Annotated in this window: 24 protein-coding genes; 18 read left to right on the forward strand and 6 right to left on the reverse strand. The window is 48.0% G+C overall.

All coding sequences use genetic code 11. The annotated features are described in order from the left end of the window. The first annotated feature begins 26 nt into the window (after positions 1-26). The 16 genes from tssE to AR688_RS07995 all read left to right on the forward strand — a co-directional run bounded on the left by tssE (position 27) and on the right by AR688_RS07995 (position 18,055). Positions 27-512 carry a type VI secretion system baseplate subunit TssE gene (gene tssE / locus AR688_RS07920; protein ID WP_231732021.1) on the forward strand — a complete coding sequence of 162 codons (486 nt, stop codon included), beginning with the start codon at positions 27-29 and terminating at the stop codon, positions 510-512. Further along, positions 509-2,341, forward strand: coding sequence for a type VI secretion system baseplate subunit TssF (tssF, locus tag AR688_RS07925; RefSeq protein ID WP_068231698.1), 1,833 nt, complete (start codon positions 509-511; stop codon positions 2,339-2,341). Before tssE ends, tssF begins: the two co-directional genes overlap by 4 nt. Continuing rightward, positions 2,338-3,342, forward strand: coding sequence for a type VI secretion system baseplate subunit TssG (gene tssG / locus AR688_RS07930; protein WP_068231700.1), 1,005 nt, complete (start codon positions 2,338-2,340; stop codon positions 3,340-3,342). The genes tssF and tssG overlap by 4 nt, the downstream gene beginning before the upstream one ends. A gap of 20 nt (positions 3,343-3,362) precedes the next feature. Continuing rightward, a complete protein-coding gene (tssH, locus tag AR688_RS07935) occupies positions 3,363-5,960 on the forward strand; it encodes a type VI secretion system ATPase TssH (RefSeq protein ID WP_068231702.1) in 2,598 nt (865 codons plus the stop codon). Between the two features lie 295 nt (positions 5,961-6,255). Next, complete coding sequence (locus AR688_RS07940) at positions 6,256-6,735, forward strand: Hcp family type VI secretion system effector (RefSeq protein ID WP_068232097.1); 480 nt, start codon at positions 6,256-6,258, stop codon at positions 6,733-6,735. Positions 6,736-6,822: 87 nt separating this feature from the next. Further along, positions 6,823-8,637: a type VI secretion system tip protein TssI/VgrG gene (gene tssI / locus AR688_RS07945; RefSeq protein ID WP_068231703.1), complete on the forward strand. Its 1,815-nt coding sequence runs from the start codon at positions 6,823-6,825 to the stop codon at positions 8,635-8,637. A 41-nt stretch (positions 8,638-8,678) separates the two neighbouring features. Beyond that, on the forward strand, positions 8,679-8,972 hold the full coding sequence (locus AR688_RS07950; RefSeq protein WP_068231704.1) for a PAAR domain-containing protein: 294 nt from the start codon (positions 8,679-8,681) through the stop codon (positions 8,970-8,972). 5 nt (positions 8,973-8,977) lie between these two features. After that, positions 8,978-10,033, forward strand: coding sequence for a hypothetical protein (locus AR688_RS07955; RefSeq protein WP_156420255.1), 1,056 nt, complete (start codon positions 8,978-8,980; stop codon positions 10,031-10,033). Continuing rightward, complete coding sequence (locus AR688_RS07960) at positions 10,033-10,992, forward strand: hypothetical protein (RefSeq protein ID WP_068231707.1); 960 nt, start codon at positions 10,033-10,035, stop codon at positions 10,990-10,992. Before AR688_RS07955 ends, AR688_RS07960 begins: the two co-directional genes overlap by 1 nt. Positions 10,993-10,997: 5 nt before the next feature. Then, a complete protein-coding gene (locus AR688_RS07965; RefSeq protein ID WP_082694711.1) occupies positions 10,998-15,410 on the forward strand; it encodes an RHS repeat-associated core domain-containing protein in 4,413 nt (1,470 codons plus the stop codon). Next, a complete protein-coding gene (locus tag AR688_RS07970; protein WP_068231710.1) occupies positions 15,407-15,865 on the forward strand; it encodes a hypothetical protein in 459 nt (152 codons plus the stop codon). The genes AR688_RS07965 and AR688_RS07970 overlap by 4 nt, the downstream gene beginning before the upstream one ends. A 132-nt stretch (positions 15,866-15,997) precedes the next feature. Further along, complete coding sequence (locus AR688_RS07975; protein ID WP_068231713.1) at positions 15,998-16,354, forward strand: hypothetical protein; 357 nt, start codon at positions 15,998-16,000, stop codon at positions 16,352-16,354. 118 nt (positions 16,355-16,472) lie between these two features. Beyond that, positions 16,473-16,757: a hypothetical protein gene (locus tag AR688_RS07980; protein WP_068231716.1), complete on the forward strand. Its 285-nt coding sequence runs from the start codon at positions 16,473-16,475 to the stop codon at positions 16,755-16,757. Beyond that, positions 16,757-16,981 (forward strand): hypothetical protein, encoded by a 225-nt coding sequence (locus tag AR688_RS07985; RefSeq protein WP_068231719.1) that lies wholly within the window; start codon positions 16,757-16,759, stop codon positions 16,979-16,981. Before AR688_RS07980 ends, AR688_RS07985 begins: the two co-directional genes overlap by 1 nt. Further along, on the forward strand, positions 16,982-17,650 hold the full coding sequence (locus tag AR688_RS07990; RefSeq protein ID WP_068231722.1) for an SseB family protein: 669 nt from the start codon (positions 16,982-16,984) through the stop codon (positions 17,648-17,650). It abuts the gene before it with no gap. 135 nt (positions 17,651-17,785) lie between these two features. After that, the gene (locus AR688_RS07995) at positions 17,786-18,055 is read left to right on the forward strand and encodes a hypothetical protein (protein ID WP_156420256.1); all 270 of its coding nucleotides are present in this window, start codon (positions 17,786-17,788) and stop codon (positions 18,053-18,055) included. A gap of 29 nt (positions 18,056-18,084) precedes the next feature. Here the strand turns inward: AR688_RS07995 and AR688_RS08000 are convergent, their stop codons facing one another. The 5 genes from AR688_RS08000 to AR688_RS08020 all read right to left on the reverse strand — a co-directional run bounded on the left by AR688_RS08000 (position 18,085) and on the right by AR688_RS08020 (position 22,749). Then, positions 18,085-18,477, reverse strand: coding sequence for an MAPEG family protein (locus AR688_RS08000; protein ID WP_068231730.1), 393 nt, complete (start codon positions 18,475-18,477; stop codon positions 18,085-18,087). Between the two features lie 82 nt (positions 18,478-18,559). Further along, on the reverse strand, positions 18,560-19,657 hold the full coding sequence (locus AR688_RS08005; protein ID WP_068231733.1) for a rhomboid family intramembrane serine protease: 1,098 nt from the start codon (positions 19,655-19,657) through the stop codon (positions 18,560-18,562). A gap of 1 nt (position 19,658) precedes the next feature. Further along, entirely contained in the window at positions 19,659-20,270 is a 612-nt protein-coding gene (locus AR688_RS08010) for a hypothetical protein (protein ID WP_068231736.1), read from the reverse strand. Between the two features lie 122 nt (positions 20,271-20,392). Beyond that, positions 20,393-21,436 carry a patatin-like phospholipase family protein gene (locus AR688_RS08015; protein ID WP_068231738.1) on the reverse strand — a complete coding sequence of 348 codons (1,044 nt, stop codon included), beginning with the start codon at positions 21,434-21,436 and terminating at the stop codon, positions 20,393-20,395. Between the two features lie 26 nt (positions 21,437-21,462). After that, on the reverse strand, positions 21,463-22,749 hold the full coding sequence (locus AR688_RS08020; protein ID WP_068231740.1) for an anti-phage deoxyguanosine triphosphatase: 1,287 nt from the start codon (positions 22,747-22,749) through the stop codon (positions 21,463-21,465). A gap of 222 nt (positions 22,750-22,971) precedes the next feature. On the opposite strand from AR688_RS08020, the gene AR688_RS08025 reads away from it, so the two are divergent. Further along, the gene (locus tag AR688_RS08025; RefSeq protein WP_068231747.1) at positions 22,972-23,271 is read left to right on the forward strand and encodes a YebG family protein; all 300 of its coding nucleotides are present in this window, start codon (positions 22,972-22,974) and stop codon (positions 23,269-23,271) included. Here the strand turns inward: AR688_RS08025 and AR688_RS08030 are convergent. Further along, entirely contained in the window at positions 23,268-24,665 is a 1,398-nt protein-coding gene (locus AR688_RS08030) for an alanine/glycine:cation symporter family protein (RefSeq protein ID WP_068231750.1), read from the reverse strand. The genes AR688_RS08025 and AR688_RS08030 overlap by 4 nt on opposite strands. Before the next feature lie 164 nt (positions 24,666-24,829). Here AR688_RS08030 and AR688_RS08035 point away from each other — a divergent pair, with 164 nt between their 5' ends. Next, a complete protein-coding gene (locus AR688_RS08035) occupies positions 24,830-25,753 on the forward strand; it encodes a cation diffusion facilitator family transporter (protein WP_068232100.1) in 924 nt (307 codons plus the stop codon). The last annotated feature ends 38 nt before the right edge of the window (positions 25,754-25,791 follow it).

A 25,791-nucleotide genomic window follows, 5' to 3' on the forward strand; every position in this document is an offset into this window, starting at 1 on the left:
GCGGGCACGGAGCTAACTTGTTGAAAGTGCATCACAAGCAACCGCTGCAACAATCACTACTCGATCGTTTGATTGACGACACGCCGGGTCAGAAAGACAGTGGCCGCAGCCGGCGCGGTTTTGATTTAAAAGCCTTGCGCCTGAGTGTACGGCGCGATCTGGAGAATTTGCTTAACAGCAGAGTGCAATGGCATACCTGGCCTGACAGTTACACCGAACTGCCGCAAAGCCTGCTGAACTACGGTCTGCCGGATTTTTCTGTGATGGTTGTTGACTCCGATGAAGGCCGTTTGCAGTTGTGCCGTGCCGTTGAGCAAACCATTCGCCGGTTTGAACCGCGCTTTGTTGACGTTGAAGTAACAGTACCAGAGCAGGAACACGGTATGGAGCGCGTGCTTAAACTGCGCATTCAGGCACTGTTATACGCAGATCCAGAGCCGGAACATATTATGTTTGACTCAGAAGTAGAACCGGTACATCTGGGGCTGACAATCAGGGATTATCAGGCATGAATGATGAATTATTAAAGTATTACAATCGTGAACTGACTTATATCCGCCGTATGGGCGCTGAATTTGCCGAGCAATACCCGAAAATTGCCGGCCGTTTACGCATCAGCGAAGAGAATGTTGAAGACCCACACGTATCCCGTTTAATTGAAGGTTTTGCGCTGTTAACGGCGCAAATCCGCCAGAAACTGGATGACAGCTTTCCTGAGCTGACTGATGCTTTGCTCGGCCAGTTATACCCGGATTATCAGGCGCCCATACCTTCAACCACAGTATTAAAACTTACCAGCCAGAACCTGTCGAACTCGGGTATTACTGTTAAGCGGGGTACCGAGTTTGAAACCCGTACCGATGGCTTAAAGCCCTGTACGTTTCAGGCCTGTTACGACACCGATGTCTGGCCACTTAATGTGGTTGCTGCTGAATTTAAAAATACGCCGTTTCATGCGCCAAGGCCACCGATACAACAAAGTGCCAAGGCGCTATTAAAGCTGCAATTGGCGTGCGAGTTTGAAAATACCGCTATGCACGAACTGGAAGTGCCGGTATTGCGGTTTTACTTAAATGGCCAGCGCCACCATGTTTATCGCTTGTATGAACTGCTGCTAAGCAAACTGCTGGCTGTCGGTATTGCACCTGCAGGTAAACCTGAAGCAATAAAGTTTTTATCTGCCGCTCAGTTACAGGCGGTGGGTTTTGCCGATGAACATCAGGTAGTGCCTTACAGCCAGCGTAGTTTTGCCGGTTATCGTTTGCTAATAGAACAGTTTCTGTGCCCGGAGAAGTTTTTATTTGTTGAGCTACAACAGCTTGACCCGGCCTGGCCAGATATTGACGATAAGTTTGAACTGTATTTTTATCTCTCTGAAGGCGCTGAAGAGCTGGAGCGACATATTACTGCCGACAGTATGCTGCTTAGCTGTACACCGGTAATAAATTTATTCAGCCAGAAGCTGGAGCCGGTAAACCTGGATGCCTCGCAATACGAGTATCGCCTGGTGCCCCGTTACCTGGATGCAGATGTGTGCGAAGTGATCCGCATTGAGCAGGTGCAGGCGTTCGACCCCTTTGGCAACGAGGTAACACTTAACCCATATTACAGCCAGGGCCACCCGGATTATTTGCAACAACAGGATATGTTCTGGCACAGCCGGCGGGAATTTGCTGACTGGGCCGGAGGCTATTCGGAAACCGGCACAGAAATGTATTTGTCGGTGGTTGACCGTAAATTTAACGGCGTAAATGCCACTGACACACCCAAAGACTGGGTGGTGCAGGTGCAGGCGTTGTGCAGCAACCGCAACTTACCGGCTTACTTACCTTTTGGTGGCGGTGAACCACGCTTTTTAATCCGCAAACATGCTGATGTCATCAAAGAAGTGCGTTGTTTACACGCACCGACACCCAGTGTGCGTCCGGCATTGCAGGAAGCCAGCCGCTGGCAATTGGTGAATCATTTAACCCTGAACCACTTTACCGGCAACGATGCCTTAACCCGGCTTAAAGAAACCCTGCAGTTATATGATTTTCGCTGTACGCCTGAATCCAAAGCGCTTATTGATGGGATTTGTGGCCTTCGGATCAGTACCGGTACTGCCAGAGTAAGCCATAACGGCCGGGTTGCGGTATGTAGCGGCAGTGAGATTTTGCTGGAGTTTACCCAGTCATCTTATGCTGGCAGTGGTATTTACTTTTTTGCCAATATTCTGGATGTGTTTTTCGCGCAGTACGCCACAGTAAACAGCTACACGCGATTGACAGTAAAGCTGAAAGAACATGAACAGCTATATCATCGCTGGCCAGCGCGCTCTGGCTCTAAGGTATTGCTGTGAAATTGGCACAGTTAACCACTAATCCGTCAGAGTTTGATTTTTATCAGGCGGTATATTCTCTCGAGCGCCAGTTTGGCAGTGAACAAAAACGCTGGCAGGGTATTGGCCGCGATGGTTTTCCCAAACAGGAATTAGTGCGCTTTAAAAGTGTGCAACATTTGGGGTTCCCTGGCCAGCCGATTATAAAAGTAGAACCGCGCGCAGCAGAAAAACTGCACAGCGGCGCCCAGGCTGTTGCTATGCACGTTAGTTTTCTGGGGCTAACCGGCCCCAGCGGAGTATTACCACAACACTATACGGAAATGGTGCTGCAGCGCCTGAAGCAGCGCGATAAAACCATGCGCGACTTCTTTGATCTGTTTAATCACCGTTTAATTTCATTGTACTACCGCGCCTGGGAAAAATACCGCTTTGCCTGTCAGTATGAAATTGCTGCGCCAGAGCAGGACAGTTTTAGCGCGGTGTTAAAAACCTTGTCTGGCGCGCGTAAAACACTCGGTTTGTATTATGCCGGCGCCTTTAGCCAGCACAACCGCAGTGCGCAGCAGTTAACACAAATTCTGACCGAGCTATTGAAAACCAACGTAGAGTTGGAGCCATTAAAGGGCCGCTGGCTTACGCTGGGTAAAGATGAGCAAAGCCGGCTGGCAATGAAGTTTCTGCCGCAGGGCCAGCATGCCGGGCTTGGTCAGTCGGCAATGCTTGGTAGCCGGGTATGGGATGTCAGTTCAGCTATTGAACTGATCATCACTGCGCCGCCAGGGCGTGGTGATCAATTACTGCCCGGCAGTTATCAGCATGCACTGATTAGCAGCGTACTGGCCGATTTTTTGCCGGCGGCACTTAAAGTGCGGGTTACGCTGGTAGGCAAGCACCAGGATTTCCCTACCGCACAGTTGGGCAAACGCCAGCTTTGTCTGGGCCAAAGTGGCAGTTTGGCTGTCAGGACTTCAATACAACATCAGATGACCCGGCTCAGCTATCAGCTGGCCCGGGCCTAGTTAATGCACAGGAAGCAATTATGTCTACTACCACGTTAAAAAGTCTGGTTGAAAAACTTAACTCTGCCAGCCGTCAATCGCTGGAAGCGGCGACAGCACGTTGTCAGTCACGCTCGCATTACAGTGTTGAAACCGAACACTGGCTCGATGCCATGCTGGAACAAGGCGATGGTGATCTGCAATTGTTATTACGCAGTTTTGGTATTAATACCGATACGGTAAAGCAGCAACTGCAGCAAGCGCTGGAGCAGATGAAAACCGGTAATAACGCCTTGCCGAGCATTTCAGTGCAGCTTATCAACCTGTTACGCACCAGCTGGCTTAGCACCACTATTGAATTTGCCGATCAGCAGATCCGCTCTGCCTACATTATTTACACCTTGCTTAAAGATGACAGTATGGCTGCGCTGTTAAGCCGCCGTGTTCCGGCGCTGGATAAACTGGATGCGGCAGAGTTGCTGCGGGTATGGCCAGAGCTGGCCAAACAAAGCGGTGAGCAGCAAAATGCAGCAGCGGCATCAGCCAAAGTGACCGGCGGTAAAACACCGTCATTGGATCAATTCACGACCGATCTTACCGCCCAGGCCCGGGCTGGTAAAATTGACCCTATTGTCGGGCGTGATTATGAAATCCGCCAGATGATCGATATTTTAACCCGGCGCCGGCAAAATAACCCGATCCTGACCGGCGAAGCGGGTGTCGGTAAAACTGCTGTGGTTGAAGGCTTAGCGCTTAAGATTGCTGCCGGTGAAGTGCCGGATAAACTTAAGAATATCAGCTTACGAGTGCTGGATCTGGCATTACTGCAGGCCGGTGCCGGTATGAAAGGTGAATTTGAAAACCGGCTGAAAAATGTTATTAAAGAAGTAAATAGCTCTGCCACACCGGTTATTCTGTTTATTGATGAAGCTCATACCATGATAGGCAGCGGCGGACAGGCAGGGCAGAACGATGCTGCCAACCTGTTAAAACCGGCACTTGCCCGCGGTGAGCTGCGCACTATAGCTGCCACTACCTGGGCTGAGTATAAAAAATACTTCGAAAAAGACGCTGCGCTGGCCAGACGTTTTCAGGTGGTTAAAGTAGAAGAGCCCACTCCGGCACTGGCTGCCATTATGATGCGCGGTTTGCTGCCCGTTATGGAGCAGCATCACGGTGTATCAATAACCGAGCAGGCGTTGCAGGCTGCTGTTAATTTGTCGCACCGTTATATCAATGGCCGTCAGTTACCGGACAAAGCAGTAGGGTTGCTTGACACGGCCTGTGCCCGTGTTGCGATGAGCCAGGATGCGATACCCGGTCCGGTAGAAGATCAGCAGCGTAAAGTGGCGCAGCTGCAGCAGGAAATGGCAGTATTAAAACGCGAGCAATGTCTGGGCGTTGATCATGCCGAAGCGCTGCAGGCGCTGGATGATAAATCGCAGCAAGCACAGCAGCAACTGGAGCAATTACAGCAAGACTGGCAGCAACAAAAAACGCTGGTAGCTGAAGCAAGAGACTTGGCGCAGCAACTGACTGCTGAGCCGCAAGCTGAGCACTCGCCGTTATTACAGCGTTTACTGGAAATAAAAGCAGATTTTTCGGCTATTACGGACCCCATGGTGCACTGGCAGGTAACTGAAGAGTTAATTGCTGAAGTGGTATCAGACTGGACTGGTATTCCGCTGGGTAAAATGCAGGCTGATGAAATTAATACCGTATTAGCGCTTAATACCTTTTTACAGCAAAGAGTAGTAGGGCAAGACCATGCGCTTGAGCTTATCGCCCGCACTGTGCAGACATCCCGTGCACAGCTGGCCGATGAAAACAAACCCAATGGTATTTTCCTGCTTACCGGCCCAAGCGGGGTAGGTAAAACAGAAACCGCACTGGCGCTGGCTGAACAGGTTTACGGCAGCGAAGAGCAGCTTACTGTCATTAACATGTCAGAGTTTAAAGAAGAGCATAAGGTGTCGTTATTGCTCGGCTCTCCACCGGGTTATGTCGGCTACGGCGAAGGCGGTGTGTTAACTGAAGCGGTGCGGCGCAAACCGTACAGCGTGATCCTGCTGGATGAAATGGAAAAAGCCCATCCGGGGGTGCAGGACATTTTTTATCAGGTGTTTGATAAAGGCACCATTAAAGATGGTGAAGGCCGGGATATCGATTTTAAAAACACCATCATCATTATGACGTCAAATGTTGGCACCGACACAACCATGCGCTTGTTTGAAGACCCTGATACTGCGCCATCAACAGAGGGCTTAGCCAAAGCACTTAAAGATGATTTGTTAAAAGTGTTTAAACCAGCTTTTCTTGGCCGCTTAAATCTGATCCCCTATCTGCCGCTTGATAATGACAAGTTAGGCTTGATTACCGGCCTGCAGTTAAAACGGATTGAAAAGCGCTTGCAACAACATTACCGCGCTGAATTTAGTTATAGCCCGCAGGTTACTGAGCTGATTGTCAGCCAGTGTCAGGATGCAGGCTCAGGCGCCCGCACTATCCATAATATTCTGCAAAACCAGTTGTTACCTGAGCTATCGGTGCGGATTTTACAGCGTGTGGCGCAGCAACAACCCGTTACGGCAATTGAACTACAGGCGGCTGACGGCGTGTTTAGCTACGCGGTAAATTAATATTTTGCTGCCTGTTGTAGGTACCTAAGTGACTGGTAGCAAAGAAAAGTTAAAAATTAGCGTGTTAAATAGTTAATTTGTTGTTGTCAATATTTTATTTGGCGATATAATTTGTGAAGTTTAAAAACTTACTGGCGATATTTAATGTTTTTGTAATAACACTAAATATATATTAAGTGCTTATTATATAAACTTTGTGGTGGTTTTTAACGTTTTGTCCGGGTTGATTAGTTACCCAGGCTAACCTTGATGTCCAATGTTGGGCACCTGTTTAAATATGCAAAAGGAGCATAGCATGCAAGCAAATACCTACCTGAAATACGGCGCGATCAAAGGCGAAACAACCGCTGAAGAGTTCAAGGACATGATCACTGTGTTATCAATGGACTGGGGCACTCAGCGTGAACTGAGCTCATTCACTGGTACTGCAATGGACCGTGAAGCCAGCGCTACCCGTTTAAATGATATCGTTATCACTAAACTGCAGGACAAATCTTCTCCGGATCTGTTCAAAGAAGCGACTATCGGTAAAGGCCAGAAAGCCGTATTCCACATCACCAAGCAAGGCGATAAAGTGGAAGAGATCATGAAAATTGAACTGACTGATGCGATGATCAGCAGCTACCAGATGTCAGTATCTGGTGACCGTCCAACAGAAACTATCGTTATCAGCTACACCGAGCTGATGATGACTGTTACTCCTACAGACGACAAAAACAACGTTACTGCTCCGTTGGTATACGGTTACAGCGGCGTTAAAGGTTCTAAGCTGTAAGCTAAACCCGCTGGTGTGGATTACCACACCAGCTTTTTATCTGCTTTTTTACCAATCATCTTATCAGTAACCAATTGAGGCGAATGGATGCAACAGGCAACCCAGGACGAGAACAGCATCAAGATCGACACGCCGCTTGGCAAAGATGCTTTGATTTTAACCCGGTTTGTATACAGGGAAGCATTGTCACAGTTGTTTAACGTTGACGCTGAAGTGTATGGCAACGGCCGGGAAATTAAACCGGATGAGCTGATCGGTAAAGAAGTCACTATTACCTTAGAGTTAGGTGGCAATAAGCAACGCTATTTTCATGCTGTGGTGGCAAATGTAGCGGCTTTAGGCGCCAGAGTAAGTAAAGACGCTGCCGATGCTGAGTATCGTGATTACAGTCTGCATTTGGTTGCCAGTGCCTGGTATATGAAACACCGGGTAAACAGCCGTATTTTCCGGGCTAAAAATGTGCTGAAAATTGTTGAGCAAATAGCCGGTGAGCATAGTGTAAAAGTCGATGTTGCGGCAAAGGTTCAGGGCAGCTACCCCGATTATGATTTTAAAGTGCAATATGAAGAGAGCGACTGGGATTTTATTCAGCGCCTACTGCAGCAAGAAGGTATCTTTTACTACTTTGACCATACGCAAAGCAGCCATAAGCTGATTTTAGCCGATAAGGCCACGGCTTATGAGCCCTGCGCTGAGGCTCAGGTTAAATTTCAAAGTGGCAGCTTATCAGAGCCGCATATTCATCAGTGGCAAAAAGCCCTGATAATGGCACCGGGTAAGTACGTGCAGCGTGGCTATGATCTGAAAAAGCCAACCTCATTACCTACCGGTGAGGCCAACAAAGGACAGTTGGTGTCAGGCCATGCCAATTATGAAGTGTTTAGTTACGAGGCAGAGTCTGAGTTTCATCCGCGGGTTAAGAATATTGCCGATATCCGCCTTGAAGCTTTGCAGCGTGATATAGATCGGCGCAAAGGCAGTAGTAACTGCCGTAGTTTCAGTATTGGCAAAACTTTTACCTTATCTGAGCATGAAGACAAAGCCGAAGCTGGTAAGCAGTATGTGCTGACCGACGTTATTCTTACCGCTGAAATTGCCAGCCAGACGGGTGCCAGTAAGTCTGCCACACAGCAAATCAGCAACAGTTTTCATTGTGTGCCAAAAGAGGTTGCCTACCGGCCAAGGCTTACGGCAAATAAGCCGGTGATTACCGGTGTGCAAAGCGCTACCGTTACCTGTAAAGGTGGAGAAGAGATTTCTGTCGATGAGCTTGGCCGTATCACGGTGAAATTTCACTGGGATCGTAGCGATATCAAAGATAATGAAAGCTCATGCCCAATTCGTGTCAGCCAAAACTGGGCGGGTAAAAACTGGGGCGCTTTTTTCTTCCCGCGCCGCGATCAGGAAGTATTGGTTGAGTTTTTAAATGGTGATCCCGATCAGCCTATCGTGATTGGTGCTGTGTACAACTCAGATCATATGCCGCCTTATGCCTTGCCGGATGATAAAACCCAAAGTGGTATTAAAACCCGCTCCAGTAAAGGGGGCGGTGCGGCAAACTTTAACGAACTGCGCTTTGAAGATAAAAAAGGCGAAGAGCTGTTATATCTGCATGCAGAAAAAGATTTTGAACTGCAGGTAGAAAATAACCAAACCGATATGGTCGGTAATGATCGCCTTACCACGGTAAAAGGCAATGATACTGAAACAGTCAACAAAGATCGTAAAAACACTGTTGATGGTAGCGATAGCCTTAAAGTGGGTAAAAAGCTGCTGATTGATGCCGGTGATGCCATCACCATTAAAACCGGTGCGGCGTCGATATCAATGAAAAGCGACGGCTCTATTGATATTAAGGGCGTTAATATCACCATTAAAGGCAGTAAAGTCAGTATTAACTAAGCGGTATTATCGCTCTACTTCGCCAGACAGGATAAAACAAAATGGCCAAACCCGCAGCGGTAATAGGTTGTATGCATGTTTGCCCTAAGGTAGATCCGGGGCCTAAACCGCATATTGGCGGGCCGGTAATACAAGGCTCGCCGAATGTTTCTATCTGTGGCATTCCTGCCGCACGTAAAGGCGATAAGTTAGTGTGTATAGGCCCGCCAGATACCATTAGTGGTGGGTCGTCGACGGTTTTTATTAATGGCAAAAATGCCGCCAGACTGGGCGATGACACCGAGCACGGCGGCAAAATTGTCGTGGGTGTGCCTACCGTATTTATTGGCGGCTAGTGATTATGCTACCGGCAGAAAACCTGCTAGAGCAGGCACATTTACTGATTAATCAGCGTTTGCAACTGGTGCAAAGCCGCTACACCGGCGTAGCGCAGTTGCGCGCACATGATTATCAGCTGCTTGATTGCCTGAAACTGCTTTCAGCTATCAGTACTAATGCCGGTAAACCGCTTCCCGGATGGTTGCAGTGGTTACAGGCTCCGGTATCGGCTATTGCCCTTAATACTAACGATACCGCCTGTTTTATGCAGCCACAGCAAGCTTTGCTACTGCTAAGCCAGATAAAATGGCATCAGCACTTTGCAACACCCGGCGGTAGAGCGCTATTACAGCAGCAAGCTTTGTCTGGCAGCGACATTGGCTGGCAACTGGCATCTTATGCCGGGTTAACATTAAATCCATTTAGGGCAGATGCGGCGCTGACCTGTGCTGCGCTCTGGTATCTGGCGTGTAGCGCGCAAAACAACTTATTAGCCGAGCTGGTTACAATGCGTAATGCTCTGGCTGCAGATGATCCTTTAGTTGTGCATTGTACGCTGGCTGAGTATGCGTTAGGCCAGCGCACACAGGAAGATATTCTGGTAAGCCAGCTGAGTGTGCAGCAAGAATTAACTGCGCCAGCCTTAATGTTATTAGTAGCCGGTGCATCTGATGCTATGCAGGCCAAAATTATTAATCAGCTGGCCGGTAATCAAGCCACACTTAAACAGGCTATTGCTGCTATGGGTTATAGCGGCCAGCTAAAATTTGTGCCGCTATTGGCCGAGTTGGCACAACAGGATGAGTTAAGCAACATTGCAACAGATGCCATGGCGATGCTGCTGGGTGTGATAGAAAGCGATAGCTTGTTATCGGATCAAGCGGCTCTGGCTAAGTTTCAGTTGCAACCGCACAGTGCCCGTCAGCTTGCCGGTGCCAGTATCAATGATTTACAGCTTAGTGCGGTCTGGCGCACTGGTAATGTGCAGCAACGGCAGTTAGCGGCCAGCTATCGCAGCCTGGCCACCCCTGCGACGAAACTACCTGCCACTGATATGTTGCTGGGGGCGGGCTTATAATGGCAGCTACAGCTTTTAGTATAAAAAAGCACGCCATGGTGCTGGGCTATGCCAGCGATACGGTGGCGGCGGCCGCATTGCAGGTGCTGCCGCCTGAACCGGTTTATCTGAACTGGCGTGGTGAAACATTAGCTGCAGCCTTTGTGTTTGCGCCTGTACCAGAGCAGCCTTTTGGCGAGCGCTTACTGGATTTACTGGCAAGCCTACAGCAACAGCTTGATGGTGCGTTAAATAATCAAACCGTGTACCTGATTTTGCCTGAATATACCGAGCCCGATAGCAACGCGCTTAATAGTTTGCTACAGCAACTGATGCGCCGTTTTCCGGAGTTTATACAATCGCAGTCTTGCCGGGTGTTTCCGCATGGCAGTGCCGGGGTATTAATGGCACTTAGTGCCGCACAGCAACATATTTCAACACAAGGCAACGAGCCGGTATGGCTGGTGGCAGTAGATTCGATGGCTCAGGCATCGGTGCTTGATGCCTATGCCACCGGCGAGCGAAGCGGGGTGCCATCAGAAGGGGCAATTGCGCTGTGTTTAACCGGTTGCCACCGCGGAGTAACGTTGCAATTTAGCGCCTCAGATGCTCAGCCGGCTACCACTGTGCAAAGCGCGGTGGCAGCGCTGTTTTTGCAACTGACGGCAAACCTGAAAACGCCGCTTAAGCAGTTGTATTTTCCGGACTGTGGCGACCCGCAAGTAACCGAGCAATGGCTGGCGCAGTATCAGCATTTGCATGGTGTGGTAGATAGCGAAACCAGCCTGATATTTCCCTCTTATGCTACCGGTGAATTGGGCGCCTGCGGTGGTTTATACAGGTTATGGCATGTGTTGCAAGCGTATGAGCAGGGCCGTATTACCGGCCAGACAGTGCAATGTGAATTGTCGGCACGGTTATTTCGAGCTGTTGCGGTATTTAGCCCATCACAAGCACTATTGGATAACAAGGATGTGTAATTAACATGGCTATACAATCAACTGAGTTAAAAAGCCGCTACGGTACAATGTGGTTGTTTAGTACCGGTAAAACGTCAGCAAAGGGCGCACTACAGAGTTTTGCTTCTGCTGCAGACGCTGCCGCCTTTTTACAAAAGGATTTTCCTGATTCTGCTACTTCCGGTGGCGCTATTACGCAGGTCTATCAGTGGATTACCGGCGCGAGTGCTAACCTGCGGGTGCGCAGCAGCAAAGATAGTGTGTACCAGGCACTGGCCGAAGCAATACAAGGCGGTAAGTTGTTTGTTTTTGCGTTGCCAGAGACTAAGCCTGATATTGCCTCAGCGTCTGCAGCACCAGCGCCACGCAAAGAAGCTAAAGCCGCTAACCCGGGCGGTGCAAGCAACAAAGCTGCTGACAATGATGCGCAAGGTGCAGTAAATAGCCAAAGTGGCAGCAATGCCAATGGCACAAGCTCGCCCAATATTGATAACTGTGTACTTGAAGGCGATCCGGTATCAATGTGCACCGGTGAGGAAATTCTTGAGCTGCAGGACTTTGAGTTGCCAGGCCCATTGCCACTGGTGTTTAAACGCACTTACCGCTCCAGCCAGAGCCATGAAAATATCGGTTTAGGTTTTGGCTGGCGCAGTAACTTTCATCTTCAGATAGTCAGTACTGAAAATGCGCAGGGCGAGGTGCACCTGGTACTGCATGATGATGAAGGGCGCCGTTTACCTTTTACCCCCGTTGCTGCCGGGCAAACCAGTTATCAGCTAAGTGAAGGCTTATCGCTGCGCTATGAAGAAAACGGCAGCCAGGTTTTGCTTCGGCCGGATAATACCCATTGGGTATTTTTACCGGTAAAAGTTAACACCGGGCAGGCTGCACGCTGGGCACTGCATCAGGTATTTGACAGCCTGGGCAATTATTTACAGCTCTATTATGACCGCTTTAACCGTTTAAGCCGAATTGACTACACCCGTAAGCGCGGTATTGAGCTGTATTACAATACTGCCGGCCAGTTAAGCCATATTGAAGCGGTAGAGCAAACAAGCGAAGGGCTTAAACCCCTTGGTGTGGTGCTGGCCCGTTATCATTATGACGAGCAGCGTGATTTAATCAGCGCAACAGAGCAAGCCGGGCAAACCGAACATTATGCCTACAAAGGCCACTTACTGGCCGTGCGCCAGCGAGCCAGTGGCTTTAAGCATTATTTCAGCTGGCAGGGTGAAGGGCCATTAGCACGCTGCAGCCGTAACTGGGGAGACGATGGCTACTACGATTACAGCTTTGAGTATGACGACAATCAGCGGCTAACCACAAGCACAGACAGCCGTGGTCAGCGCTGGCAGTATTTTCATAACGACCGTAACCAGCTGATTAAAAAAGTGGCACCGGATGGCGCCACCTGGTTATACAGCTGGAACAGCCTGGGTAAAAAAAGCGCAGAAACTGCGCCTGATGGTGGTATTACACGCTACTACTTTAATGAGCAGGGGCAGCTGATCACCGTTGAACAGCCCGACGGTGCTATTAGCCACTTTCAATATAACGAGTTAGGCCAGCGCTGTGGTTATACCGACGCGGAGGGCCAAAGCTGGCTACGTGATTATACCGCTGGCGGTTTGTTAAAAGCAGAAACCCGCCCGGATGGCAGTATCAGCCGTTATCAATACAATCAGGATGGTCAGCTGGTGCAGCTACAACATGCTGATGGCCGCCTTGAGCAGTATTTATGGAACGACGAAGGCCAGTTGCTGGCACGTAAACAGGGTGATGCACTAAGCCGCTTCAGCTACGACAAGCTTGGCCGGTTAAATGGCATGGTAGATGCCGCGGCCCTGGTTAGCGAGTATCAGCGTAATGACGCAGGTAAAATAATAAGTGTGCGCCAATACCCCGAGCAACAGCCCGAACTGGCCATTACTGAGCAGTTCAGCTATGACAGTGCAGGGCGGTTAATAACCAAACACAATGCAGCCAATGAGCAAACGCAGTGGCTTTACGAGGGCTTAAGCCAGCCTGCACAGCAAGTATTGCCCGACGGCAGTACCTTGCAGTATGAATACGATAAAGAGCGTAACCTGACGGCAATAATGCGCAGCGATGGCGCACGCTATCAGCTGGATTACGACGGCCAGGAGCGGCCGGTAAAACTGCAGGGCTTTGATGGCCGGGTACAGCAATATCAGTACGACATTTGTGGCAAGGTTAGTGCTTTACAAGACGGCAGCAAACGCCAGCTTAGAGTAAAGCGCGACAGCCGCGGCCGTATTATCGAGCAAACTGCGCTGTATGGTCAGCAGTTGAGCAGTAACCACTTCCACTATGACAAACTGGGCCGGCCACTGCGTGCCAGTAACGCCCAGCGCAAACTGCGTTTTGCCTATCATGCCAACGGCCAGTTAAATGAACACTGGCAAGATGATTGGCGCACAGCACACCAGTATGACAACGCCGGCCTGCGCCAGAGCACATTATTACCCGATGGTACGGTGCTGGATTACCGCTATAACGAGCAGGGACAGTTAGCGCAACTGGCGCTAAACCAACAGCTGTTGTTGTGGCGCAGTTTCGATACAGCCGGGCGGGAAATAGCACGCGAATACAGCAGCGGTTTGCAGCTTAAGCAGCAATTTGATGCGTTTAACCGTTTAACTTCCCAGCAATGGCACAGTGCAAATAACGGTGTAAATACTAGCGAAGCTGCACAGCGCCAGTATAGCTACAGTGCCTTACATCAGCTGGTAAAAGTAACAGATAACCAGCAAGGTGATACCGAATATCAGTATAACAACCTGGACCAACTGGTAAGCAAAACGCACAGCAGCGATGCAAGCCAGAGTGAGCAGCACCAGTGGGACAGCTTTGGTAACCCATGCGGTGAAGGTGTTGAGATTAAACAAGACCGTTTATTACGTTATCACGATAAACAGTATCAGTACGATGACAGCGGTAATCAGCTAACGGCTACCGGGCCGGGCAACCGCCAGCAGCGCGAATTTAATGGCTTTAACCAGTTAACGGCGCTTAGCACTGATAACCCAAAAAATGGCAATGCGGTAACTCGTTATGAGTATGACGCCTTTGGCCGGCGTAGCGCCAAGATAACAGCAACTGGCCGTACAGATTATCTGTGGGAAGGCAACACCCTTATTGGTGAATACTGCCAGGGTGAATTTAGCTGGTATATTTTTGAGCCAAACAGCAATAAACCACTGGCTTTAGTAAAACAGGGCCAGGTGTATTTTTACCAGTTAGACCAACTGGGCACACCGCTTAGCCTGACTGACAGCGAAAACACTATCGTCTGGCAGGCGCATTACAGTGTGTTTGGTAAAGCGACGGTAACGGTTAACAAAATAGATAACCCAATCCGCTTTCAGGGCCAGTATTTTGACAACGAGAGTGGGCTACACTACAACCACTTTAGATACTACGACCCCCAAACTGGCCGCTTTATCAGCCAGGACCCAATAGGGCTGCTGGGTGGTATAAACCACTACCAGTACGCGCCGAATCATATCAACTGGATAGATCCGTTGGGGTTGAGCTGTAAGGAAAATGGGTCAGTTGGTTTATTAGATGGTATCGTTGGTACGGCAGACTTAGTCGTTACCGGGCTGGTCAATACCGGCGTAGATATCGTGGCCGGTGGTGCAGGTTTAGTCACATTGGCGATATCCGGTGGCGATGTTGATGCGGCCGCACACACCATAGAAAGTGTGCAGGAAAAGCAGATTGGGTTATTGTCTAAAGCTGGCGAAAAAGTCGCAGGTGTAGTCGCGCCAGTGGTAGATAAATACTACGAGCAAAATATGGCCGCGTTGGGTGATGCGACCTTGGAAGCCACTGGCTCTCCTATGCTTGCTACAGCCGCACATAAGTCGGTAGAGTTGGTTGGGACTGTTGTTGGTGCAGGTGTTGTTGGTCGCTCAGTTAAAGGAGCTGCTAAGGTTGATGGGGTTGTTCCAGACCGTAACCCGATAACTGCAACGTTCGAAGGTGGGTTATATCGCTCAGTACCTGAAGGTCGGAATCCGCTAGAAATTCATCCGATCTTTAATACTGAAAAAGCTATTCATAGATATACCGGTGAAGGACAAGGTGGTTTGTACTTAGGCTCATCTCAGAGGATAGTTGATTCGGAATTTACTGGGAATGGTGGTTCGACAGATGGGTTAGTGAATAACTATTACAATGTGAAGATTGATGGGTTATTAGATTTGACAAATCCGTCAGTTCGTAATGAATTGGGGGTTTCATTGGATGATTTAGTAAGAACTGGCGGTTCAAAAGAATGGCGATATGAGATCACGAATCCCCTTGGGAGATATGCTGAAGATAGCGGCTACAATGGTATTATAGCTCCGGCTGCTCAAGCGGACGGTGGTGTTAATATCATATTATTTAACCCGGATTTGGTGAAAAAATGAAGCTTATAGATGGTCAAGTTCGCAAAATAGAAACAAAATCTGAATCTAAGGTATTTTTTGATTTTGAATTTTGGGGTGAATCAGATGAGGATACCTATGGGTTATTGTGCTTGGTGCAGCGTAGCAATCCAGCAAATATTTTTATAACTGAAATGAATAGTAATGAACTTGCTATGTCTGGTAGTGAGCAGGGGTTAGATGCGGTCAAAAATAGGGTTGCTAAAGAAACTGGAGTGACGGATTTAGTCTTTCCTAAAGTAGTTAGATTCGATGAAAAAAAAGGTGATACGAAAGCAGGATTTCAAGCATTTCTAAAAAACTATGAAAAGCCTATACCGATATATGAAAGTATCTTTAATCAATTTGAGGAAGCTGCTCAGGTAGAAAAGCTTTCAATTGATAAGTTTAAAGAGCTGGGTGGCTGCATACAGTTGTTGGGTGATCTTTGTGTGTAATTGCGCTGCTATCAATTAATACGAAGATTTGTCTTAGCTAATAACACGGCATGCCAGTAGGTTGTATTGGACCACCTTTACAGCGGACGACTAGCAAAACTTATAGTTAGCTAAAGCGAATCAGGGTAGAACGTGATTAAATTTTATGAGCTTACGCCGATCACTGTGTTTGACGGAGATGTCGCTCAGCAAAAAGCGCCTATGACTTTCAGTGTAAAGGGGCAGCCCGTCCGTTTGGCAATTAGTGACCTTATATCTTTAAATAAACTAGCCCACATCGGTTGTAACTTACCTTTCAATGCCGATGATTTATCTTTGGCTTTGTCTCTGCCAGTTACTAATCTGGGGGCAGTAAAGATACATAAGGGTAGTAAGCAAGGATTAAAACTATATTTTTCTATTATTGATGACCTTTTGTATGTATTTTCTTTCGGAGAGTATCAGCCCGGTCGGTTTTTATGCATTTTTGAGTGCGCTGTGCATTTATAGGAATTCTCTAACATCATAATAATATTACGTCTGAGATCAGCGAATCTCCGAATTCATCACTGACGGGCAGATTACTCATTCCGAGATTCTGGTATCGAACTTTCGAGGTCACCCATTAGTGAGTGGTGGCGGTTTATTGGGCCAAAGTGATGATATTTTCGGCCTAAGCTTTCGAACAAACGAAATGAAAATTGCTAAACCGACGGCTGAAGATGCCGGAGGTTGGCCACATTATCTTGAAGGGGGGCACACAGCTATCAAGACTGGTGATGGCCCAAATGCCGGATATTTAGTTAACCCTACGAGAGAGTTTGTCACACCTGGCGGGAATGCTGTTCCAGAAGGTTCGGTGCTGTTTAAGCTTGGGCCCAATGGCGAATGGATTCCAATAAGGAAATTTTGATGGTTACTAAATGGGAAGAAAAAGGATGTGAAGTTTGTCGGAAGCTTTGGGAGTCTGGCAAGCGTCCACCAGAATTGGCAGTCAATTATGACCTGCATTCGCGTTTGCATAAATGTATCGTATGTGGTGTATATTGGGAGCAACTAGAACGGTATGCCGATGTAATTGATGAGAGTGAAGCGATGAAGTTATACCCGGAAGCTTTCCTGGAGGCAGGAAAATAAATGGTTGAAAAATTGATCCCAGAGAATGATCTGGAAGACTTGCTAGTTGAAGCACAAGAAAAGCGGTTGAACTTCGCGGAGTTTATTAATTTCTTTTTGAATGCTGATTTATCTGTTCCTAGCGGCTCCGAAGTTATGCCAGATGGTTCTGGGTTGGCTCCTTTACTATTTGAAAAAAATGGTATTCAGATGCTAGGCGTTTTTACATCTTTATCAAGAGTTAAAATGTTTAAAGATAAAACACCTTATTGTCTTTCGATGAGTGGAAGTGATCTACTTTCTCGCATGCCTTCAGACTGCGGGCTCGTTATCAATCCCGGATTTGATAAAGGCTTTGAACTTCCGCCAGCTGGAATAGCCGCAATTGTAAAAGACTTAAAAAAATCGGCTTATGCCCTCGTAGTTTTAAATACAGTATTTATAAATCAATACATGAAAATTATTGAACAGAAAGCATGCTCCTACCTGTTGATGCAAGATGGCGACGAATGGTATCTAACGTTTTTCACTGGAGGGTCGGTAGAAATTGATATTTGCGTGAAGTTAAATCAACACGAAAAAAATGGCATTAAAAGCGGTGAATTAGCTCCATCTACCCTTGTACAGAAATTTCTAAGTGACCGAACCAAGTATGAGGGTAGAAGAATAATACCTTCTATTCACCCTTGAATTGATAGAAATGGAGATGTACCGTTAATAGTTAAATGCCTCGCAAAACGCTAAATTATAACTTAAGTATGGCTCTTTGGGATAATAAGAATTTTACTATTTATTTCATTATTGCAAATTTTGGAGGGCCAAACTTTGGCAGATATTAATGCGCCAACTGAAGTATTGTCTATCAAAGCCCCCATGGGCGAAGTATTGGAAGTTGCCAACGCTCATTTTAAACTGCAAGGTTTTGAAGTAACCGGCTATGACATAATATTAATGACTAGCGAAGACACCTGGATTGTTTATTACCAGCCGTTTGACCATCCGCGAGGCCAAAGGGGAAGCGCTGATAAAAAAAGTTATACGGTGGAAGTAGATAAAATAACTAACAAGGTGATTAGTGCTTATTACGCCCGATAGCAGAACTGTTAACCCAGGTTCTGCTGTTATTATACCAACACCGCCCGTCCTGCAATGCTAAACGCCAGTATCATACCGAGAGCCCATACTGCTGATCTGAAGGTGGCGTAATCCAGCCAGTAGCATACTAAGTAGGCTACACGGCTTGCAACAAATAACCAGCCCAGCGTTACTGTGGTGCTATCGGCAGTGCCTGTGGCGACCACTATAATGATGGCCGCAGCGTAAATAGCCAATGCTTCAAAGCTGTTGTAATGCGCGGCGTTGGCGCGCTGGCCAAAGCCTTTTAGTGCTGCCTGTTGTTCGCGGGGGTTATTATTATCGTAGCCACCGGATTTTTGCATAGCAAAGGCCAGCGGGGCTTTAGCCAGATAGGGCAGTAACATGGTAATAAACAGGCTAAGCAATAATGAGTCGAGCATAACTAACCCCTTGGTTAATGCTGTGCAGACAGAAAATGGATTAACAAAAGGCAGCCATTTGGCTGCCTTGCTTACTTTAACTTTAGCGCAGTATTCTGGCTTCAGGCTGTTGCAGCAGTTGCAATAGCGGGTTTTGCGCCAGTACTTTTTGTTTTAGCATAACGCCAACCACTATGCCGGCTGCCAGGCCGCCTAAGTGCGCCCAGTATGCCACGCTTAAGTCTTCTGATAACAGACCAAAGATATTAAGTGCGGCCCAGATAGCAAAATACCAGGCCGGGTTAAGCTTTTTCTGCCAGACAATAAACATAAATGTCAGGCTGGCGTGGCGGAACCACAGCAAATACATACCGAACAGACCGGCAACGGCACCACTGGCACCTACCATTAATAAGTCGCGATCTACCAGGTAGCACATCAGCATTTCTACTAAGGCAGCAACGACACCACAGAGTAAATAAACAGCAAGAAACTTCCATGGCCCCAACGCATCTTCCAGGTTGTCGCCGATAATCCACAGAAAATACATATTGCCAACCAGATGCAGTAAGCCGCCGTGCAAAAACTGGTAGCTAAGAAAAGTCCACCATTGCTGGCCATCCAGTATTGAGATGGAATCCAGTGCGAAATGGACAAATACCCATTCCGTGCTGGTGTCGTTAAAGCCGTATAGCACAAAAATCAGAATATTCAGTGCCAGCAGGGTCCAGGTCATCACGGGCGTGCGGTGCGGCTTAATATTGTACTCTTTAGGCATCTGGGTAAAAAATTGAAACAGCCAGCTTTTGGCACACACTTTTTCATTCAGCCGGGTTAAAGCTGCCTGTAGTTTAGGTGCCGCCAGTACTTGTTCTGCTTCATCGCCATCTACCCAAATGCCTTTACAGCGGCCGCATTTATCTACGGTAACCTGATAGTCTTTTAGCAGGTGAAACTGTTGCATGCTCTGATTGCAGCGATGACAGTGGTACTGATGTTGCTCCAGCTTTTCACCAAAACTTTGTTTTATGCAATAGGGATCAGTCAGTTCACTGCTGTGTGCTATAGCGTCGCTTAATTCTTTATCATCAAACCAGAGGCCATTACAACGCTGGCAACGGTCAACCTGCTGGCCATGCATTTCTATGGTTTGCAGAGTCTGGTCTTTGCAACAAGGGCAATATAGTTGTGGTTTGGTCATATTAATCTACCTCGACATCCTGCTGTGCCAGTGCTTGTTTTAGCTGATTGGTGTCAGCTTCAAACATAGGCAATACTACCGTTTTCATATGTTCTACCTGCTCCAGCAATAACTTGGTGCCATAATGAGTACTGTAAAAGCTGGTTTGAATTTTGCCGTGGATATCATTAACTTCGCGGTAGAATTTGCGGCTTTCACTTAACAGGGCAGAAGGAGTTTCCAGCGTGGCTGGGGAGAACTTCATGCTTTCCCAGACGAAAGTATCCAACACTAAGTCGTAACGCTTTACCGCATGCACACTGATGTTTTTAATCTGTTCGGTGTACTTTTCTATCAGCACCAGGTTGTCGCTCAGCTCGTGCTGTAGCGACTGACGTAAGTAATAGTTATTCTTATCGCTTTGAATTTGTTCAAACAATACAGCTTGTTGTAAACCTTGCTGGGCAGCCAGATAAACACCCAGCACAGTAGCGATAATCATTGAAATCTGGCTAATCCAGAAACTCAGATTTGATATTTCGCCTTGCTCCAGCGGTATAGCTTTTTTGGGTTTCTGATGCTGTGTGGTTTCATTGATATGTACGGTATTGGTTAGTGGATCGCGGGCGGGCATAACACGTCCTTGTTGTGGTGAATAAAAAGTGACGCAAGTGTAACCCGAAACCCGGTGGCGATTACAGCTGGTTAGGTATCAGGTACGTTTGAGTGCTTGTTTTTTGCGCAAAAATGTAAAATTCAAAGCGCTTCAAGGGTAAAGTCGTCTTGTTTTAAGGCGTTAGCCAGCTCATGCGAGCGTTCGATCACCTGCTGCCAGTAGGGGATCCTTATGTCGTCGGGCAGTTTAAAGTCTTTGCGATCGGGTATTTTGCCAAAGGGTAATGATTTTACCCAGCTATCAGACGGGCAAAGCAACACTACATTATGTAAATAAGCCGGATTGGTTTTACGCCATTTTAGCGCCTTATCAAACCAGCCCGGGGTAAGGCTCGGGTAAAAATGCGGATATAACACCAGGCCGTTATCGGTAAAGGGCAGGTCAAAATGGTAATCGGTTACGCCCCCGTCGTAATACCGGCCAACGCCTGCGCCGGCAATGTCTTCTACCGGGTTTAATACCAGCGGAATAGAACCACTGGCCAGCACGGCCTGGCGTAAATTAGCGGTACTGAGTTCAGTATGCTGGGTGGGTAGCAGGCCGGCATAATGAAACGGCGATGGCTCACCGGGAGCATGAAACAGCACGCGCTGGAAAAAATACTGTAAATGTTTGCGGTTAAGCAGGTTGGCGCCGGCAGCCAGTGTTAAACCACCGGCTTGCAGCAGTTTGCTGCGTGCACCAGACAACCGACGCGCTTTAGCCACAACCAAATTAAGCTTAATCAAGGGGTTATCTATAACCTGTTGCAAATGCTGCTCGGTTGGAAAAACATCATCAATAATACGCGCCGAGATTTCGGTTATCAGCCGGGTATCGGCCGTTTTGGGGTAAGTAATATGGCAATAGGCATGGCAAAAACGCTGTGAAGCCGCGACCGGATCAGCCTGAGCAAAGCAGGCAAAGCGCCATGCTCCTGCTGAGCTACCCAGAATATGCAGCGGCGTGCTGCGACCGGCAAAAAACTCACCAAACAGGTATTGATCCAAACCAAATAAACAAAACCACTTGGGGCCGCCGCTGGCACCTACCATAACGCTGAAATCAGCCTGTTGCAGGCCATGTTGCTGAATATGGGCAAAGGCTGTTGGCCCGGCCAGTATACGTAGTGCTGTTTTGCTCAAAACGGTAGATACCTGTTACTTAACGGTTAAACGGTAGCATACAGCCGGCGGTACATATGCTCGGCGTAATCATCAGTCATGCCGGAGATATAATCGCATATCACCCGGGTTTTTAGCTCGTCAGGGGCATCCATCCAGCGTTGCTGGGTATTGGCCGGCAGCAGCCGTGAGGGATCTGAGCTGAACGCATCAAACAGGACCATCAGCATATTCTGACAGCGAAAACGCGATTGCTGAATCTCCGGTTTTGAGATTACGCAGCGATATACCACCTGTTTTAAACAATGCAAAATTGCCTGTGGCGCGGCAGCTAATGCTGCGTTATAGCGGATAAGAGGCTCCTGTGCCTGCGGCAAGGCTTCATACAGCGTAACGGAGCTGATCAACAGGTTTACCAGCGAGCCTATCGCGTCTTTACGCAGGTGATGCTGATGGCAAAACAGCGCGGCGCTGATTTGTTGCATCAGTTGCTGTAGCTCGCCTGGCAGTGCATCCCAGTTTGCCTGAGTATGTTGCTGCCATTGTGTCTGGCTAATGTTGCCAAGCACTATGGCATCTTCTAAATCATGTACACCATAAGCGATATCGTCTGCCAGCTCCATAATTGACGCATCCAGCGATTTATAGCGTGATTTCAGATAAGGAGATGTATCCAGCGTGTCGGTGCTTTGAAACAAACTGCGGTCAGCTTCGCTTAACGGCGCCAGTATCCAGTTAAGAATATCTGCATCGGCAGCAAAAATAGCTTTTGCCGGTTTCCATGGCGTTAAGTTAAGCGGGTTAGTGGCGGCTATCGTTTCATGGCGTAAATCGGGTTGTAATACCGGGTATTTTAATAACCCCAGCAGGGTGCGGCGCGATAAGTCCATACCGTGCTGCAGCGTATAGGGTTCCAGCTTGGCGACTATGCGCAGCGTCTGTCCGTTACCCTCGAAACCGCCGGCATGCAGCATTTTATAATTCAGGGCGGTTTCGCCGCCATGGCCAAAAGGCGGGTGGCCAATATCATGTGCCAGACATAAGGCTTCCATCAAACTATCTTCTGGCAGAAAAGCTAATTGTGCCGCATCCACTTTGCTGCGCAGTTGGCTAACCAGACCGGTGCCAATTTGCGCCGCCTCCAGTGAATGTGTCAGGCGGGTGCGGTAAAAGTCGTTTTGGCCAATACCCAGAATTTGGGTTTTTGATTGCAGGCGGCGAAACGCTGCCGAGTGCAGAATACGGGCGCGGTCGCGCTGCCAGGGGGTACGCTGATCGCCGGGCCTGCTGTTGCTAATGCCAGAGCGGCGCTCTGACCAAAGAGGGTGAGGCATAGTATTCCTTGTTAATTCAAACAACTCTTTCTAATTCAAATAGCTAAAGTGCAAAACAGCAGGCATGGTGCTGAGCATATCTGATGCGCTATAGTACGCCAACTGTGGTTAAACTTCGAGCCCGGCTACAGTGTCATTGGCGGATTTATCTGCAAAAAAGCATTCGACAAGCAAAAAATTATACTGTATAAAATGACAGTAATTTAATTGGGGGGAAATGCCATGGCTGTAATTATTAAGTATGTAGTAGAACGTAACGGAGCAGAAAAAATGACTTTTACGTCTAAAGCAGAAGCTGACGCTTATGACAAAATGCTGGATACTGCTGACGAACTGGCCCGCTTTTTAGCTGGTAGCGGTTTAGTTACTGATGAGCAGCAGGCTGAAGCCCTGGCACTTTATATGGCGCAGCAGAAAGACGACTTGCTGGTGGCATTGGGTGCCAAAAAGCCTGCGCCTAAAGCAGATAAAAACGAAAAAACCACTAAAGCAAAAATTGCTGCAGTAGAGCAGGCCGCTTAACGGGCCTGCTGTTGTTTTTGCCAATAGGTTTTAAGATCGGCCTTTACTTCAGGTAGCAGCAAGTACAGCGCGAGGATATTGGGTACGGCCATTAAGAAAATCATTGAATCTATAAAGTCGAACACCGCCATTACATCCGGTACGGCGCCCATAGATACAATAAAACAAAACAATACCTTATACAGTTGTGTCAGGCGTTTATCCTGGCCGACCAGATAACGCCAGCCGGTCATACCGTAGTAAGACCAGCTGATAACGGTAGAAAAACCAAATAACAGCAGCGCAACCATTAATACCCACGGAAACCAGCTAAATACCGAGGCAAAGGCACCTGAGGTAATTTGCACACCGTCCAGCCCTGGTGTTTGATAAGCACCGGTTAAAATAATCACCAGTGCCGTAATGGTACAAATAACCACCGTATCTATAAAGGGCTCCAGTAAACCAATAAATCCCTGGCTTACCGGCTCTTTCGTTTGGGCGGCGGCATGGGCGATAGGTGAGGAGCCAATACCGGCTTCGTTCGAGTAGGCTGCGCGGCGAAAACCCTGGATCAGCACACCAATAAAACCGCCGTAACCTGCTTCCGGTGTAAAGGCACCTTGTACTATCAGCCATAACGCTGATGGAATAGCACTGGCATAGGTAAGCATAACCAACACTGACGCTAACAGGTAAATGCCACACATCAGTGGCACCAGTTTACTGGTAACACGGGCAATACTTTTTAACCCGCCAATAATTACTGCACCAACTAAAAAGGCATAAATGGCACCGAACAGCCAGGCGTTGTCAAAACCGGTTACGGTTTTTACCTGCACAAAACCCTGGTTAACGTGCACAAAGCCAGCTGAACCAAAGATCACAAATACCGAAAACGCCATTGCCAGTATGCTACCCAGCACCGGCAGGTTAAATTTATCCAGCGCGGCTTTAATGTAATACATCGGCCCGCCAGACACGCTACCATCAGCATTAATTTGCCGGTATTTTACCGCCAGCGTACATTCTACAAACTTGGTCGACATGCCAAGCAGGCCTGCCACTATCATCCAGAACGTTGCTCCCGGGCCCCCCAGGCTGATTGCAACGGCAACACCGGCAATATTACCAGTACCCACTGTGCCGGAAAGTGCCGTGCTCAGGGCCTGAAACGGCGTAATTTCACCATTGGCACCACTGCGTTTATTGTTTTTTAACAGACTGAATGCATGGCCAAAACCGCGAACATTAATAAAACCAAGGTAACAGGTAAATACCAGTGCACCGCTAACCAGCCAGATCAGTACCATAGGTATACTGACACCATTGATATCAAAGGCATAAAATACGATGGCGGCAAGCTGGGTTGTCAGGCTTTCAAATGCCTGCTGGAAGGAAAAATCGCTATTCATTTATTAACTTCAGCGGTATGGATGGCTAATTATTGCTGCAAGATTACTGTGTTATTAGTGCATAAACAAGCGTTTGTCTAAAAGCGAGCGGCAATGATTGTGTCGGCGGTTAATTACTCTTATGCTCAGTGCTCATGCCATTTATATATACCTGGTTAAACCTTATGTCAGAGCAACACCAGCATACTTCGCATAAAAACCATGGCCATCAACATGGACATCAGCACGCCCATCATAGTGAAAGTAGTAATATTGCGCTGGCTTTCTGGCTTAATTTTGGCTTTGCTTTAATTGAAATTGTCGGCGGCATACTAACTAACAGTGTTGCCATTATTGCCGATGCTATTCATGACTTGGGAGACAGCCTGGCAATAGGTTTTGCCTGGTTCGCCAGCAAAATTGCGACCCGACAGCCCACACAAAAATACAGCTATGGTTACCGGCGCTGGTCGCTGTTAAGCGCGCTGATCAGCGGCCTTATTTTGTTAGTTGGCTCGGGCTGGGTGTTGTCTGAGGCTATTCCACGGTTGTGGCAGCCGCAATTGCCGCACACAGGCGGCATGTTTGTACTGGCCATTTTCGGCATAGCTGTAAATGGTGCTGCCGTATTACGCTTACGCCGTGGCAAAACGCAAAATGAAAAGGTACTCAGCTGGCACCTGCTGGAAGATGTGCTGGGTTGGGTGGCGGTATTGCTTGGTGCCATTCTGATGTACTTTACCGGCTGGGCCTGGCTTGATCCGGTGCTATGTATCGGTTTTACCCTGTTTATTCTGTTTAATGTTATTAAAAGCCTGAAACAAACACTGGCCCTGTTTTTACAGGTTAGCCCTGATCCCGCGTTGCAGCAGCAAATTACCACAGAGCTAAATGCGCTGGAGTTTGTAAAAGCGGTGCATCATTTACATTTATGGTCACTCGATGGTGAGCAGCACGTACTGACAATGCATGTAGAACTTAGCGCTGATGCTGCCCTGGCCAAACAGTTACACTATAAGCAGCGTATTGCCGAGCTCTTGGCTCCGTATAATTTAGGCCACACTACTGTTGAATTTGAACTAAGCGGAGAAATCTGCCGCGATTCTTAACAAACCGTTAAGGAGTGAGGCTGTTAAGTGAAACTTCA

The organism is Rheinheimera sp. EpRS3 (assembly GCF_001513785.1).
In the GTDB taxonomy this organism is placed as follows: Bacteria; Pseudomonadota; Gammaproteobacteria; order Enterobacterales; family Alteromonadaceae; genus Alishewanella.